Origin of the sequence: Streptococcus oralis subsp. tigurinus (assembly GCF_002093575.1) — a bacterium.
Taxonomy (GTDB): domain Bacteria; phylum Bacillota; class Bacilli; order Lactobacillales; family Streptococcaceae; genus Streptococcus; species Streptococcus oralis_CH.
Map to the genome: position 1 here is coordinate 1 of NZ_LNVH01000008.1, position 15,426 is coordinate 15,426.

At 36.3% G+C, this 15,426-nt stretch carries 14 protein-coding genes and 1 pseudogene; all 15 read right to left on the reverse strand.

All coding sequences use genetic code 11. The annotated features are described in order from the left end of the window. Positions 1-121: 121 nt before the first annotated feature. Complete coding sequence (locus ATE37_RS09220; protein ID WP_084868831.1) at positions 122-715, reverse strand: hypothetical protein; 594 nt, start codon at positions 713-715, stop codon at positions 122-124. 122 nt (positions 716-837) lie between these two features. Then, a pseudogene (locus ATE37_RS09225) lies at positions 838-1,083 on the reverse strand (23S rRNA (uracil(1939)-C(5))-methyltransferase RlmD); the annotation flags it as partial. Between the two features lie 39 nt (positions 1,084-1,122). Next, positions 1,123-3,081, reverse strand: a complete 1,959-nt coding sequence (ftsH, locus tag ATE37_RS09230; RefSeq protein ID WP_033583696.1) for an ATP-dependent zinc metalloprotease FtsH — start codon at positions 3,079-3,081, stop codon at positions 1,123-1,125. Between the two features lie 15 nt (positions 3,082-3,096). Continuing rightward, positions 3,097-3,639, reverse strand: a complete 543-nt coding sequence (gene hpt, locus ATE37_RS09235; protein WP_000889402.1) for a hypoxanthine phosphoribosyltransferase — start codon at positions 3,637-3,639, stop codon at positions 3,097-3,099. Positions 3,640-3,643: 4 nt separating this feature from the next. Beyond that, a complete protein-coding gene (gene tilS / locus ATE37_RS09240; RefSeq protein WP_084868832.1) occupies positions 3,644-4,921 on the reverse strand; it encodes a tRNA lysidine(34) synthetase TilS in 1,278 nt (425 codons plus the stop codon). After that, positions 4,918-6,186 carry a serine hydrolase gene (locus tag ATE37_RS09245; protein ID WP_084868833.1) on the reverse strand — a complete coding sequence of 423 codons (1,269 nt, stop codon included), beginning with the start codon at positions 6,184-6,186 and terminating at the stop codon, positions 4,918-4,920. Before ATE37_RS09245 ends, tilS begins: the two co-directional genes overlap by 4 nt. Next, positions 6,179-6,301, reverse strand: a complete 123-nt coding sequence (locus tag ATE37_RS10965) for an SP_0009 family protein (RefSeq protein WP_000429343.1) — start codon at positions 6,299-6,301, stop codon at positions 6,179-6,181. The genes ATE37_RS09245 and ATE37_RS10965 overlap by 8 nt, the downstream gene beginning before the upstream one ends. Positions 6,302-6,305: 4 nt before the next feature. Further along, on the reverse strand, positions 6,306-6,674 hold the full coding sequence (locus ATE37_RS09250; protein ID WP_000041922.1) for a septum formation initiator family protein: 369 nt from the start codon (positions 6,672-6,674) through the stop codon (positions 6,306-6,308). Further along, positions 6,667-6,933, reverse strand: coding sequence for an RNA-binding S4 domain-containing protein (locus ATE37_RS09255; RefSeq protein WP_084868834.1), 267 nt, complete (start codon positions 6,931-6,933; stop codon positions 6,667-6,669). Before ATE37_RS09255 ends, ATE37_RS09250 begins: the two co-directional genes overlap by 8 nt. Before the next feature lie 57 nt (positions 6,934-6,990). Continuing rightward, complete coding sequence (gene mfd / locus ATE37_RS09260; protein WP_084868835.1) at positions 6,991-10,494, reverse strand: transcription-repair coupling factor; 3,504 nt, start codon at positions 10,492-10,494, stop codon at positions 6,991-6,993. Beyond that, positions 10,495-11,064 (reverse strand): aminoacyl-tRNA hydrolase, encoded by a 570-nt coding sequence (gene pth / locus ATE37_RS09265; protein ID WP_084868836.1) that lies wholly within the window; start codon positions 11,062-11,064, stop codon positions 10,495-10,497. A gap of 72 nt (positions 11,065-11,136) precedes the next feature. After that, positions 11,137-12,252: a redox-regulated ATPase YchF gene (ychF, locus tag ATE37_RS09270; RefSeq protein ID WP_001218702.1), complete on the reverse strand. Its 1,116-nt coding sequence runs from the start codon at positions 12,250-12,252 to the stop codon at positions 11,137-11,139. Positions 12,253-12,336: 84 nt separating this feature from the next. After that, complete coding sequence (locus ATE37_RS09275; RefSeq protein ID WP_000285184.1) at positions 12,337-12,531, reverse strand: DUF951 domain-containing protein; 195 nt, start codon at positions 12,529-12,531, stop codon at positions 12,337-12,339. Positions 12,532-12,595: 64 nt separating this feature from the next. Then, positions 12,596-13,732, reverse strand: a complete 1,137-nt coding sequence (dnaN, locus tag ATE37_RS09280) for a DNA polymerase III subunit beta (protein ID WP_000581146.1) — start codon at positions 13,730-13,732, stop codon at positions 12,596-12,598. Between the two features lie 158 nt (positions 13,733-13,890). Beyond that, positions 13,891-15,189 (reverse strand): chromosomal replication initiator protein DnaA, encoded by a 1,299-nt coding sequence (dnaA, locus tag ATE37_RS09285; RefSeq protein ID WP_428835838.1) that lies wholly within the window; start codon positions 15,187-15,189, stop codon positions 13,891-13,893. Between the last annotated feature and the right edge of the window lie 237 nt (positions 15,190-15,426).

The window sequence follows — 15,426 nt, forward strand, 5'->3', positions numbered from 1 at the left end:
CGGGATTCGAACCCGTGTTACCGCCGTGAAAAGGCGGTGTCTTAACCCCTTGACCAACGGACCTTGAGCTTTTCAACTCTTTCTATTATACCTACTTTTCCTACTTTGTCAAGATCTTTTTTCATTCTACAAAAAAATTTTCAACTTCTTTCTCTTTGTTCTCTTTTCTTGTTTTAAAAGTTGCGAGTATTTCTCGTTCTTTATTTCCATATGTTGATGGGGCTGGATTCCATAAATAAGCACGATGTTCAAGCGCAAATTTCACTTCCGAATAGTTGATTTTATCATAGTCTCCATAATCTATATTAGCTAAGTATTTTTCAGCAATAATTTCATAAATAATAAAATCTTCGAATTCATTATAAATAGATCTGTACTTGATACTGTCTTTATCCATGAATGTAGTAAACATATATGCATCAACCGTGAATTCTGTAGAAACTTTTTCTTTTTTTGGTTCAGAAATCATACATCTTAATATTCTTCTTAACTCAGAGTATATGTTAATACTACTCCCAACTTGTACGCAAATCTGTGCCAAATCAGAATTATCGTTATTCAAGCCTCTTCTTTTCCTAGCAAACATTGCCCACAATTTTTTTTCGTCATTTGACACCCCTTTTATCAATTGTTCTATGTTTACATTTGTTAAATCTGAGAATTTGCAAATTTCTTTTAAATAGTCATATTTATTTAGATTTTCTTTTAATGACATTTAGCTTACTCCTCTGTGCTCTATCACTTCTATATAATAAATTTTTCCTATACTATTTAATTATCCGTTATACTTTTTTTGCTTTGGTTCGTATCTTGTTTGTTTTTTATGTCTTAGCGATCCTATCTTTTTTTAACCAACTTCACAACTGCTTCTGTCCGTGCAGTGTGGGGAAACATATCAACTGACTGGATATACTGGAGATCATAGACTTTTACCAGTTTAACTAAATCTCGTGCCAAGGTCGAAACATTGCAGGATACATAGACCATTTTTTCTGGAACATAGGTCAGAATGGTATCCAGTAGCTTATCATCTAAGCCTGTACGAGGAGGGTCGACTATCAGGGCATCTGCTCGGTAGCCATCACATTAGAACATAAAAAGAGAGGTCGAACCTCTCTAAATTTATTTTTCTTCACTCATTTTTGATTTTACTTCATCATAAGATAGGGCGTGAGATTCCTCTTCTACAGTCTCAGGCATTTTTCCTGTTTCGTAAAGAGATTTAATCTGTGTACTATCCAATGTTTCGTATTTCAACAATGCTTCTGCAATCAACTTGTGGGTTTCACGATTTGACTGAATGATTTCAGCTGCTTTGTTTCGTGCCTCATTTAATAATGAACGAACTTCCTCATCAATCTCATAGGCTGTTTGCTCTGAAATTGATTTTTGAGGACTTTGTGCACCAAACATAGCATGATTACCTTCGTATTGAACTGGGCCAAGTTTTTCACTCATACCGTATTCAGTTACCATTGCACGCGCCATCTGTGTAGCTTGTTCAAAGTCATTTGAAGCTCCTGTCGTTTGGACATTAAAGATAATCTCTTCAGCTACACGACCACCCATCAAACCTGCTAATTGCTCTTTCATGTCTTCTTTAGATAGAAGCATTTGATCCTCTTTCGGAAGTGCAATCATGTAGCCACCTGCACGTCCACGTGGTACAATGGTAACTTTATGAACAACACGGGCATTTGACAAGACTAAACCAACAATGGTATGTCCAGCCTCATGATAAGCAACCAATTCACGTTCTCTTTGTGATACTGTTTTATCTTTCTTAGATGGTCCAGCAATCACTCTGTCCTCTGCCTCATCAATATCTGAAGCATCAATGATTGATTTGTTGCGACGGGCTGCAACCAAGGCTGCCTCGTTTAGAACATTTTCTAAGTCAGCTCCCACAAAGCCAGGGGTTTGTTGGGCAACTAGTTTCAAATCAACATCGTCTGCCAGAGGTTTATTTTTAGCGTGAACTTTCAAGATTGCTTCACGACCTTTAACATCAGGGCGACCAACCAAGACTTTTCTATCGAAACGTCCTGGGCGGAGAAGAGCTGGATCAAGAACATCTGAACGGTTCGTCGCAGCGATAACGATGATTCCTTCATTTCCCTCAAAACCATCCATCTCAATCAAGAGTTGATTCAAGGTTTGTTCACGTTCATCATTTCCTCCACCAAGACCAACACCACGTTGGCGACCAACAGCATCAATTTCATCGATAAAGATGATGGCTGGCGCTGCTTTTTTTGCATCCTCAAAAAGAGAACGAACGCGGCTTGCACCAACTCCTACAAACATTTCTACAAAATCAGAACCTGAAATACTAAAGAATGGAACACCTGCTTCTCCAGCAACTGCCTTAGCAAGTAAGGTCTTACCTGTTCCCGGAGGTCCCTCCAAAAGAACACCCGCAGGAATACGCGCACCAAGTTTTGTAAATCGTTTTGGGTCTTTTAGGAATTCAACAACTTCGACTAATTCTTGTTTTTCTTCCTCAGCACCTGCAACATCTGAGAAACGTACCTTGATATCTTCTTTGTTAGCAGCTTTAGCCTTGCTACGTCCAAAACTCATTGGATTTCTGCTATTATTTCCTCCCATATTTCCCATCATAGAGAATAGGAAGAAGAAGAGAATAGCAAACGGCACAACAGAGACAAGGATATTGATCCACATACCGCTTGAACTCTCATGTTTAACTGTTACTTCTGCCTGATGTTCAGAAGCAAGTTTTTGCAATTCTGAAACTGTTGAATCAGACGGAAGAATAGTACTTGAAAATCTTTCTACTGTTGTAGCTGTAGGAGTAAAAAATTGAATTCCTGTTTCTTCTTTACTAGTCTTAGGATTTTTATAAACACCAGACACTTCAATGATGCTACCATTTGGCTGATAGGTTAATTCTTTTACATTGTCTGCTGTAATTTCTTTTACCAATTCTGTATAGTTAATTTTTTCACTTCGTCCAGCAGTATTTCCAGAGTAAAAATACTGGAATCCTGTCACTAGGAAGAAGATAATTAACAAGTATAGAAATGGATTTCTAACTAAACCATTATTTTGTTTTTTCATTAAAGATAAATCTTTCTAATTTGAATAAACTTCTTCTTTCAATACTCCAACATAAGGAAGGTTACGATAATTTTCTTTATAGTCCAAACCATAACCTACTACAAACTCATTTGGAATAGTAAAGCAAGTGTAATCCGCTTCAATTTCAACAACGCGTCCCTCTGGTTTGTCTAACAAAGTCGCGATTTTAACAGAAGCTGCTTCTCTTGCAATAAACATATCTCGCAAATTTTTCAAAGTTTGACCCGTATCAATGATATCCTCTACAAATAAAACATGTCTTCCTTTGATATCTTGAGTCACGTCTTGCTTGATATTGATGACACCACTACTTGCTGTTCCACCATGGTAACTAGATACCATCATGAAGTCCATCTCGATATGCGTATCAATATGTTTGACCAATTCAGCCATAAAAGGAATCGATCCTTTCAGAATTCCAATAAGAATTGGATTTTTCCCCTCATATTCTTTTGTTAGTTGCGCACCTAGCTTTTTAGCTGCTTCTGTAATTTCATCATGTGAAACGAGGATTTTTTTAATATCGTGTTCTAACATCTTTTTACCTATCTATTTTTTCTATATAAATTACAGTGTTCATTATATCATTTTTCGTGTTTTTACTCAAATCACTGGTCGCAATTCCTGAAATTGAGACAATTTCTCCAAATTGCTCAATAATAGGGGTTGTTTTTCGTTTTTCAATAGGGATTTTTAAATCTATAAATAAGCGTCTCAGTTTCTTTCGATGACCATTCAGGATAATAACATCGCCAGGTTTTCGACATCTAATATGTACAGATGTTTCCCGTGAAACTGTTACTTTTTGAACAATATGCCCTTCAATAGGGATGCCAAAGGAAAATAAATAGCCCATATATCGAACTTGATTTTGATAGTGTAACACAAGTTCTTCTTCCTTTTCATCGGCCTGAGGACTGATTTTACAAATTTGAAACCGTTGATACTCTTTTATCAATTCATAGCCATTTTTAAGAGAGTGACGATACTGGCTTTTCGTTGCTAAAATCTGTCGAACTTCGGTAAACTGAGCCTTTGTCAGATTTAAGTCTGGGAATTGATTAAGATAGTTCTGGAGCAAGATTCCTTGAGTTAGTTGAGAGTATGAAAAGAGCTCATTCAAATCTTCTACATCAATCTGTTCAGAAAGCTCCGTTATGGCTGCTTGGTAATCTGAAATCTCACTTCCTAGATTTAAAAGAGCAGATCTAAGGCGGGGATTTTCTTTTTCAAGTTCTGGTAAATACTTATTTCGAATACGATTGCGAAAATAACTGTTCTCACGATTTGTTTGATCTTCGAAATGAAAAATTGGTGGGAAGTCTGTTTTATAAAAATGCAACAAAGGACGGATGATTTCAATATCATCAACTACTTGACTTTCTTTTATCCCTGTTAAATGGCGTAACCGACTTCCTCGAATCAAGCGCATCAAAATCGTTTCAACTTGATCATCTGCATGGTGGGCAGTAACCAAGGCGGTCGCTCCAACCTCTTTCATGATTTTCCTAAAAAAATCATAACGAAACTCTCGAGCACGCGCTTCTGAAAAGTCTCCTGAAAAGCTTGTGATATAAATAGGAAGTTCAGCTGCATCAGCTAACTTCCTTAGTTCATTTTCCTCCCAATCAGACTCCCTTCTCTGCTTGTGATTGACATGTGCTAAAATCAACTCAATACCCAACTCATTTTGATAAGTAGACAATAGATGGTATAAAAACATTGAATCCAGTCCGCCAGACAAAGCTAACACGACTTTCGAATGTTTTTTGAAATACTCTTTTTGGAGAAAATGATTTAAAAAATCCTGATCCCTCATTTTAGAACCTCATAGACATCCTTAGCTATCTTAGTAATGGTGTCATAATCAGAATTTTTGGTAAAAATAGAAAGAACAAAAGGAGAGTCCGTATAGACAATGGCAGTGTCATGTTTAAACTCATCGGCATCTCCAATTTTATGAGCTACCTTAACCGAAACACCTTTTGCGATTCTTTGGTTGTCAAAATCAGTCTTACCTAGAGACTCCAAGACAAAACCATTCTGATTATAAATAGCTTCCATGACTTTTCCAGCCATTTTTGAAGAAGTTAGTTTATCATTCACATCCCAATCTTCGCCCATAATGATGGACATTTTTTCTTTGAAAGCCCCGTCAGATTGATTGGTCACGTAATAACCTAAAATATTATGAGCAACATTATCAGACTCTTTTGTTACCTTGGTAATTAACTGTTGAAGACTGTATTCTTTGTTATCTTCTTTTTTAGGTAAGCTACCACTACCTTCTGGTTTATAGGACCCAGGGAAACTATTTACTTCTGGGATATACTTGAAGCTACTGTCTAACGTATACTCTCCTTGATTTATCTTATCTTGAGCATAATAAAGGTAGGCTAGTTTCAAGATGCTAGCTGCATAGAGTTTGCTGTCTTCATTCACCCCAGCCTCTTTACCTGTAGTCAGTTGTTTAACATAAATAGAATAATTTTCATTCTGATAATTGTTTGATAAAACTTCTTGAACCTTCTGGATGCGATTGTCTTCTTCTGAGGTGAACTCTTTTGATACCCACCCAACTTGATCAATATGAAGAAATTCTTGTCCCTCAGCAAAGAGAGCTCTATCCAACGTTACGCATTGATAGGGAGAGAGGGATGAAGAAATTTCTTTAGTGTCATAAGGGCTGTTATAGATAACAAACCCTGGCTCCAACCATACTTGTCTATTTTGAGTTTGAACTTGACTTTGATCATAGACCAAGCGCTTATCTGCAAGGATAAACTGGTGATTATCTAATTTAAAAACAGGAACACCTTGTCTATTCAAACGCCATTCTACGATTTTAAAGGCATTTCCAGGAGTCAATTTACCAGACTCCTTGACAAGATCCTCATTAGCATAGACGGCTGTTTCTCCATAAACCATTGGAGATTCAAGAGTTTCTTTATAGTAGAATCCATAATCAGACTCGGTTAGATAATAAATTTCTTGTGAAGAGTAAGGAAGCTGTTTTTCTGTGCTAACTACTCTTGAGGTTATGATAAAAGCAGGTAGCAATAAAACTACTAAGAACTTACGCATTCTTCTCTTCCCTTTCTTCTTGTAATCGTAATAAATGGTTTTTAGCTGCTAATTCCTCTAATTTTTCATCTGATAAACTTAAAAATTGCTCAACAACTTCCAATAAATTTTCCATGACATTACCTCGGAAGCAAATCAGGAATTGTGTAAATTGCTTCTCGTTTCTTTGAGTAATAGTACTTGGCGCGTGCATACTTTGCTACATAGTCTTCATCTTTCAACTTTGCAGCAAAAGCAGATTCCTTATCCTTTTCGTCACTAAGAGTTTGGTACTGCTCTTTCAACTCTGTTAATTGCTGGCGGCGTTGCAGTAACTGATCATAGCTTTGAGCCAAGTTATAAGTTGGTAAAATAAACAACAAGATCATCAAAATAAGGACCCAACCCATAAAACGATTCCTCTTTTGTCTCTCCTTCATCAGGTAACGACGACGTTGATGTTCATTTTGAATAAAAGAATTATTCATCTGTACAATATTTTTAGACATTTTCTTCTACCCGTGTTTCACTGAGAATTTCATACATGCCTGCTGCATCTTCTTTTTTTGTACTATCTTTCATCTCTAGTACTTTAACAAACAACAACTTATTTCCAAAGCGAATTTCAACTTGGTCATCAACTTTCAAATCCGTTGAACTTTTGGCCAAGATTCCGTTCACCTTGATTCTACCTTTATCTGCTACTTCTTTTGCGACTGTGCGGCGCTTAATAATTCGTGATACTTTTAAATACTTGTCTAATCTCATTTTTATTACCTCAAATTATTATTGTACCATTTTTATCCTTTTTATAGAAGAAAAATGTTAAATGGGATTTGCTTCCTTTGATTCTTTTATCTCTAATAAACTTTCTCCAAAAATCAGCAAACCTTCTAAAATTTCATAATCCTTCTTGTTTCGGACATCGAATACAACTTCCATTAATCCCTTATTCTCAGCTATGGCTGCTTTTAAGTTCGTTGCGGATAAGGCTTTAAAATAATCTTGAGCCAAGAATAGTCGTTGAGTGACTTTTTCAAATTGAACTGTAATCTTGTTATCTTTTCTTTCCACACGTTCTACAAAGACCTTGTCCAAATATGACTTAACCAAACCAATCTCTAAAAGGTAGGCTACTACATCTGGGTATTCTCCAAAGCGATCCATCAATTCTTCTTGTAGTTCTTCATAGTTGGTACGATTGTCAATTTGACGAATTTTCTTGTAAATTTCAATCTTATGTCGTTGGTCAGAAATATAAGTGTCAGGAAGATAAGCATCAATTTGTAAAATCAACTCAGCATTCCCTTTGGTTCTTTTATTCCCATTGCTGTTACGTTTAGCAATAGCTTCCTCTAATAACTGTGAATACAATTCAAAACCAACAGAATCAATGAAACCCGATTGGGATTTTCCTAGGAGATTTCCTGCTCCACGAATCGAAAGATCTCGCATCGCAATCTTAAATCCTGAGCCTAATTCTGTAAATCCCTTAATCGCTTCCAATCTCTTCTCAGAGACTTCACTAATTGATTTTTCTGGACGATACATAAGATAAGCATAGGCAATGCGATTACTACGACCGACTCTTCCTCTTAACTGATACAAGGTTGACAAGCCCATGTGGTCTGCATTTTCAATAAATAAAGTATTGGCATTTGGAATATCTACCCCTGTCTCAATAATAGTAGTTGTCACCAAAATATCATACTGACCTTCAATAAAGTCCAGTAGAGTATTTTCTAACTGAATTTCACTCATTTGTCCATGAACATACCCAATCGAAGCCTCTGGAATCAACTCCTGTAATTCTGAAACCTTCTTGTCAATCGTGTCAACTTTGTTGTAAAGATAGTAAACTTGACCTCCACGCTCCATTTCACGCAAGACAGCATCACGAATGACACTATCATTCTTCTCTAATACATAGGTTTGAACAGGATAGCGATTGGTTGGAGGAGTTTCAATAACAGACAAGTCTCGAATTCCTAGCATAGACATATGAAGGGTACGAGGAATTGGCGTTGCTGTCAAGGTTAGAACATCTACTTGTTTTTTCAGTTCTTTCAAAGTTTCCTTATGCTTGACACCAAATCGTTGTTCTTCATCAATAATCATCAATCCCAAATCTGAAAACACAACATCTTTTGACAAAACACGATGCGTTCCAATCAAAATATCAACTTGACCATTCTTTAATTTTTCAAGTGTCTCTGCCTGCTCTTTTTTACTTCTAAAACGACTCAACACATCAATATTAACAGCAAAATTTTGAAATCGTTCCTTAAAATTCGTATAGTGTTGTTGCGCTAAAACTGTTGTCGGAACTAGAACGACCACCTGTTTGTGATCATTGACTGCCTTAAAGGCTGCACGCATTGCAACTTCAGTCTTCCCAAAACCAACATCCCCAACCAAAAGTCGATCCATGGGATGAGAATCCTGCATATCTCTCTTAATTTCCTCAATACTACGAAGTTGATCATCCGTTTCAACATAAGGGAAGGCATCATCAAAAGCCTGTTGATCTTCATCATCAGCTGAGAACGCAAAACCCTTCAACTGACTACGCTCAGAATACAGTTTGATTAAATCGTCAGCTATATCCTCGACCTGGTTCTTAACTTTTTGCTTGGCCTTTTTGAAATGACCATCATTTAATTTATTAAGTTTTGGTGTTTTACCATCACTTGAAACATATTTAGACAGTAACTGAATCTGCTCTACTGGGATGGAGATTTGGTCACCATTTTGATACTGTACACTGACATAATCACGGTGAATGCCTTGGATTTCAATTGTTTCGATTCCTAGATATTGACCAATTCCATGGATATGGTGAACAACGTAGTCCCCTTTTTCAAGTTCATTATAATCTTTTAATCGCTCTGCATTTGAAGCATGTTGTCTTCTAAACCGACGTTTTAATTTCTTTTGAAAAATCTCATGTTCAGTAATCAAGAGAATTTTTTCATCTACAAAATGAAAACCATGTCTTAGATTACCCTCAATCAAGTTTACAGATTCTTTACAGATACTTGACTTATCTCTGGAATCCAATTTGATCTGATATTCCTCTAAAACATCCTCCAATGTTTTACTGCCCATTGAATTGCTAGACTGCAAAATAATAGTGTAGTCCATTTTTTTGTATCGCTCAATTTCTTCTTTTAAAAATGAAAATTGATTGAAAAACTCTTGCATGGGGTATTGATTAAATTGATAAATGTGGTCAAACTTGAGATTTCCTAAACCCTTTTGCAGATTGGAGAAAAAGGTAACTGGACTTTGTTTTTTATAGGTTTGCTCTGTATCTGCAAAATACTGCATCTCAGAAAATGATTTACCATTCTGTAAATCTTCTGTAAAGTATTGCGCTAATTCTCTTTCAAAGGCTTCATACTGATTCATCAATTTTTGATAGTCATCAAAGAATACTGGTGTGTCTTTTTCAATATAATCAAAGACAGTCCATGTTTTATCATAACATAAAGATAAAAACTTTCGACTATCTGAATGTACTTGTTTTTGATAAAAACTTGACAAAATTTCTTCTAGATAGGATTTCAAAATTGGCGATAGAGTCTTCGAAATTTGCTTTTCTAAAGCTGACTGTCCTCGTTGATAATCTTTTTCTCTCAAAAGTATGTCGCTAGCTGGAAAGATAGTGAGGTTTGTCAGATTTTCTTTCGATAATTGTGTTTCGACTTCAAAAGTACGAATACCATCTACTTCATCGCCAAAAAACTCGATTCGGAAGGGTTCTAACTGAGACATCTCAAAAATATCTAAAATATCTCCTCGAATACTAAACTCACCTTGGGTCTGTACTTGTGTAACTTTGCGATAGCCTATTTCCTTTAATTTGTGAAGAAGGTCATGTTGATCATATTCTTCACCAACTGCAATTTTTATAATACTTTCTTTAAATCTAGTCGGAGAGGGTAAAATCAACCGACTCGCTGCGATATTACAAACTAAAATCCCTTTTTTAGACGGATCACTCAAAAAACGCAAGGCCTCAACCCGCGAAATGATTTTTTCTTGCGAAGACATCAAAAACTCTACCATAGGAGAGTCATCAACCAAAAATGGATAGACAAATTCCTCTCCTAAGAGAGAGAGAAGATCGCTGATAATTCGTTCTGCTTCACCATAAGTCGAGGTCAGTAACACAACCTTATTTTCTTTTTCTAGACTGCTTGCAATTGCAAGAGCCTTGGTAGAAGTTGATAAACCAAGTATTAGTTGTCTTTTCTTATCTATCAGATTTTGATGCCATTTTTTTATCTGATCATTTTCTGAGAATAAATCTAATAAAGTCACCATTTAACCGTTATACCTCTGCATTGTTTTCTCAAAGTTTTTCTCTTGCAAATAGTAATTTACAGCATTGTCAACCTTGTCAATAGACTGTAAAATACCCACATAGTCATCCTGATCAAACTTACTTAAAACATGGTGAACCACTGACATGCCTTTTTTAGGTCTTCCAATACCTATTTTAACACGATTAAATACTTGGGTTCCAATATGTTGAATAATAGACTTGATACCATTATGACCACCTGCTGAGCCCTTTGCTCTTAAACGAATTTTCCCAACTTCCATGTCAAGGTCGTCGTAAATAACGAGTAAATCTTCAATATCCAAACCATAGTAAGTCAATAAAGCATGAACCGCTTTTCCACTTTCATTCATAAATGTTGTTGGTTTGACGAGATAAATTTTTTCTCCATTGAAGAAAAAAGAAGCTAGGTCAGCTTGAAATATCTTGTCATGTGTAAAGGTGACATTTTGTTTTTTGGCCAATTGGTCAATCAACATAAATCCAACGTTGTGCTTGGTTTCAAAATATTTATCCCCTGGATTTCCTAATCCAACAAGTAATTTAGTCATTTATTTTCCTTTCAAAAGCCAAAAGGGTTGGAATTTTTTTCCAACCTAATTGACACTATTTATTAAATGTTATTAAACGTTAAAGCGGAATTCCATGATATCGCCATCTTGAACGATATATTCTTTTCCTTCTTCACGCAAGCGCCCAGCTTCTTTTACAGCCTTTTCAGATCCGTATTTCACTAGATCCTCATATGACATGGTTACTGCACGAATAAAGCCTTTTTCAAAGTCTGAGTGGATAATACCAGCTGCTTGAGGAGCTTTCATCCCTCGCTTAAAGGTCCAAGCACGGACTTCTTTTTCACCAGCTGTGAAGTAAGTTCCAAGCCCAAGCAAGTGATAAGCTGCACGAGTCAACTTATCAACGCCTGATTCTGTCAAGCCAAGTGCTTCAAGAAACTCTTGTTTATCTTCATCATCTAACTCAGAAATTTCTTCTTCAGCACGCGCGGAAATAACTACCACCTCAGCATTTTCTGTCGCTGCGAATTCACGAATTTGCTTCACATATTCGATAGAATCTGGATCTGAAACTACATCCTCATCCACATTAGCAACATAAAGAACAGGTTTAGTGGTCAAAAGGAAGAGACCTTTAACAACCTTTTGTTCCTCATCTGTGAATTCAATGGTACGAGCTGATTTTCCATCTTCAAGGACTGGTTTGATTTTTTGAAGAACGTTAAACTCTGCTACTGATTCTTTATCTTTTTGCGTACGTGCCATCTTTTCTACACGCGCATAGCGCTTATTGACTGATTCTAAGTCAGCAAGAATCAACTCTAGGTTAATGGTATCAATATCTGCAAGTGGATCCACAAAGGCGTCTTCACGTCCTTGCTCGCGCATAACATTTTCATCATCAAAAGCACGAACTACATGAACAATCGCATCTACTTCACGAATATTGGCCAAGAATTTATTTCCTAGACCTTCTCCTTTTGATGCTCCTTTTACAATCCCTGCAATATCTGTAAATTCAAAGGTTGTTGGAACTGTCTTTTTAGGTGTAATCATTTCCGTTAGTTTTTGTAGGCGTTCATCTGGAACTTCCACCATCCCAACATTTGGATCGATAGTCGCAAATGGGTAGTTTGCCGCCTCTGCTCCTGCTTTTGTAATTGCATTAAAAAGGGTTGATTTACCAACGTTTGGCAAACCAACGATACCTGCTGTTAAAGCCATAGTTTCTCATTCTCCGTTCTCATTTCAATCCCTAACATTATAACACAAAAAGGGAAAACTTGCTAACCCTCTAACTAAGGGTTCTTAGTCAATAATCTTATTCATTTTTCGTTCAAAATCATAGCGACTCATCATAACAAGGTGATCACAATTGCTACATTTGATTTTGATATCTGCCCCTACACGTGTAATTTCCCAACGATTGGCTTTTTTACCTGTTGATTTAATTGTGCAAGCATGTGGTTTTTTCATCTCAACAAAATTTCCAACTTGATACATACTACTCTCCTTTTCTTTTTTGATTATATCATAAAAGAGGCGAGCTAGGCTCAACCTCTTTCACTTAATTTGTTCGAACTGGTGTAATAAGCTGCATGAAGTCTTCGTCAGTATCTGCTGGCACAAGAGTAAATGGACGAACTGCTGAGATAAAGCTAATGGTCACCTTCTCGCTATTTAAAGCCTTGAGGGAATCAATCAAGTAAGTTGGGTTGAAACTAATAGTCAAATCATCCCCAGTCACCTGCTCCGTATCGATTTCTTCGTTTACTTTACCAACTTCTGGAGAGTGAACATGGGCGCTAACAACTCCACCTTTAATTTCAAGCTTCACAGTACCATTTTGAGTCGCACTTGATAAGAGACGTGCACGCTCCATAGATTGACGCAAATTAACCACATCAAAAGTAATTGTAGTGTTAAAGTCTGTTGGAATCAAGCGATCTGTATCAGGATAATTACCTTCTAGTAGACGAGTGTAGAAGCTAATATTTTCGCTTCTAAAGAGGATTTGATTATTTGCAAAGAAAATCTCTACAGTTTCAATATCATCTGTAAATACCGCTGAAAATTCGCGTAGAGAACGACTAGGAATTACTACATCGAAATCATCACCATTTTTTTCAAGAGTCAATTTCTTTTGGCTAAGGCGGTGTGAGTCTGTCGCAACTGTTTTTAGTTCTTTGTGTTGGCTCAATACGAAGTGGACACCTGTTAAGATTGGACGACTTTCTTGTGTACTTGCAGCAAAAGCTGTTTCATTGATAATTTTCTTGAGTAGTTTGGTTTCAAGAACCAAAGGTGTGCTTGCTGAAATTTCTTGAATACGAGGATATTGTTCGCTATCTTTTCCTTTTAGAGTAATTTCTGATTTGCCACTTGTTAAAACAATTTGTTTTTGTTCAATCTCTTTGAAATCTAGCGTTACATCTGGAAGACTAGACACCACATTGATAAAGAAAGAAGCTTCAAGAAGAATCGAGCCCAAAGAAGTAATCAAGAGACCAGCATCTTCATTCTTTTGAGAAATGAAATTTTCAATAGAAATTTGACCGTTTGATCCAATTAAAGTAATTCCTTCATTGGTAACGTCAATTTTGATTGTTGATAAAATTGGAATAGCATTTTTAGAGCTTATTGCTCTTTTTGTAGTATTTAAGGCTTGTAGAAATAAATTTTTATTGATTGAAAAATGAATCATGGATTCTCCTTTATTTATTTTTAGTATTAGAAAGTTAATAGTAATAATAGAGTGTGTGAATTCTGTGGAAAACTGGGTGTTATTTAGTAAATTCAAGCTTTGGAGCTTGTTTAAAAAATGTGGATAAAAAAGATAAAAAATAAAAAGTTATCCACAAGCTACTTGATTTTCTTTTTGATTGCTTCTACTTCTAAACGTAAATTATCGTCTTCGTCAATCAGTGATTTAATTTTGGCATGGGCATGAATAACGGTGGTGTGATCCTTTCCGCCAAATTCTTTTCCTATTTTTGGAAGACTATTATCTGTCAGTTCTCTAGCTAGATACATAGCAACCTGACGTGCCAAAACGATGTTTTGAACTCGTCTCGTCCCTTTCATTTCTTTGACGCTCACTCCATAAAAATTACCAACTTCAGTTTGGATTTTCTCAATTGGAATAACAAGTATCTGGCGGGCGTCTTGTTTACGTGCTCTAATAGCTTCCGCAGCAATATCAATAGTGATATCCTTAATTTTCTTTACTCTGGCAATTAAAGTGATATCATTGATTGCTCCTTCCAGTTCTCGAACATTTGAATCAAATTGGCCAGCCAAGTATTCCAGAGTATCACTTTGGAAATGGTAATCCAAATGCTCTGTTTTACTTTGAAGAATGGCAATACGTGTCTCAAAGTCAGGAGGTGTGATATTTTGCGTCAATCCCCAGCTAAAGCGCGTGACAAGCCTCTCCTCAAGGCCTTCTAGGTGTTTGGGACTACGATCACTGGTTAGTACAATCTGTTTCTGCTTATCATGAAGAGCATTGAAGGTATTGAAAAATTCTTCCTGGGTTGCGACTTTTTTACCGCTGAGAGATTGGATATCATCAATCAACAAGAGATCAAGACTACGGTAAGTTTTTTTGAACTTTTCCATTTCCCCAAGTCTTAAGTGCTCAAGAAAGTCATTGATAAAGCTTTCGGCAGGAATGTACTTGACACGCGCATCAGGAATATTTTTCAAAATCTCATTTCCAATCGCATTGAGCAAGTGAGTCTTTCCAAGACCAGGTCCTCCATAGATAAAAAGAGGATTGTAGGTTAGAGCTAAATCTTCTGATACAGCTAACGCAGCAGACACCGCCCAAACATTCCCATCCCCTTGAATAAAGTTATCAAAGGTATATTTTTCTTTTAATCCTGTTTCAGAATAAGGAATCGTTGGTAGTGCAGGTGTGTAATTGTAAGTAGAGACACTATTCGTATCATTTACTTGAGGAGATTCTGTACTCTGAGGTTTAGTGAAAATATAGTGAGGTTTGATTTCAGAATCATAAATTTCAAAACCAGCAGCAACAATAATATCTTTTAATTGCTTTTCCCACACCATTTCCATCTCTGATCTCGGTAGAAATATAGTAGCTGTATTTTCTTCTACTTTGATGAGTTCAGCAGGTGTAGCATAGAAATCATACATAGATCGAGTCAATCTTTCTTGAGCAAATTCTAAAATACGATTCCAAAATTGCTTTTCTTTCAACTATTTTTCCTCCTTTACTATGATTTTAGTAGTTTAGTACTAGACTTATTTTACCATAGATAGTAGGATTTTTCCACAGATTGTGGAAAAGAATCCACAATGTTAGTAGTATTTATCCACAGGTTGGGGATAAATAGCTTTTTCCTTGATTTAGTAGGGTTTTTGATAAAAAAA

Bases quoted from the DNA above. Each gene is read 5' to 3' on its own strand.
- ftsH (WP_033583696.1), bottom strand. From the start codon at position 3,081: ATGAAAAAACAAAATAATGGTTTAGTTAGAAATCCATTTCTATACTTG.
- dnaN (WP_000581146.1), bottom strand. From the start codon at position 13,732: ATGATTCATTTTTCAATCAATAAAAATTTATTTCTACAAGCCTTAAAT.
- ATE37_RS09255 (WP_084868834.1), bottom strand. From the start codon at position 6,933: ATGAGATTAGACAAGTATTTAAAAGTATCACGAATTATTAAGCGCCGC.
- ATE37_RS10965 (WP_000429343.1), bottom strand. From the start codon at position 6,301: ATGGAAAATTTATTGGAAGTTGTTGAGCAATTTTTAAGTTTATCAGAT.
- ATE37_RS09275 (WP_000285184.1), bottom strand. From the start codon at position 12,531: ATGTATCAAGTTGGAAATTTTGTTGAGATGAAAAAACCACATGCTTGC.
- hpt (WP_000889402.1), bottom strand. From the start codon at position 3,639: ATGTTAGAACACGATATTAAAAAAATCCTCGTTTCACATGATGAAATT.
- pth (WP_084868836.1), bottom strand. From the start codon at position 11,064: ATGACTAAATTACTTGTTGGATTAGGAAATCCAGGGGATAAATATTTT.
- ychF (WP_001218702.1), bottom strand. From the start codon at position 12,252: ATGGCTTTAACAGCAGGTATCGTTGGTTTGCCAAACGTTGGTAAATCA.
- mfd (WP_084868835.1), bottom strand. From the start codon at position 10,494: ATGGTGACTTTATTAGATTTATTCTCAGAAAATGATCAGATAAAAAAA.
- ATE37_RS09220 (WP_084868831.1), bottom strand. From the start codon at position 715: ATGTCATTAAAAGAAAATCTAAATAAATATGACTATTTAAAAGAAATT.
- ATE37_RS09250 (WP_000041922.1), bottom strand. From the start codon at position 6,674: ATGTCTAAAAATATTGTACAGATGAATAATTCTTTTATTCAAAATGAA.
- dnaA (WP_428835838.1), bottom strand. From the start codon at position 15,189: ATGTATGATTTCTATGCTACACCTGCTGAACTCATCAAAGTAGAAGAA.
- ATE37_RS09245 (WP_084868833.1), bottom strand. From the start codon at position 6,186: ATGCGTAAGTTCTTAGTAGTTTTATTGCTACCTGCTTTTATCATAACC.
- tilS (WP_084868832.1), bottom strand. From the start codon at position 4,921: ATGAGGGATCAGGATTTTTTAAATCATTTTCTCCAAAAAGAGTATTTC.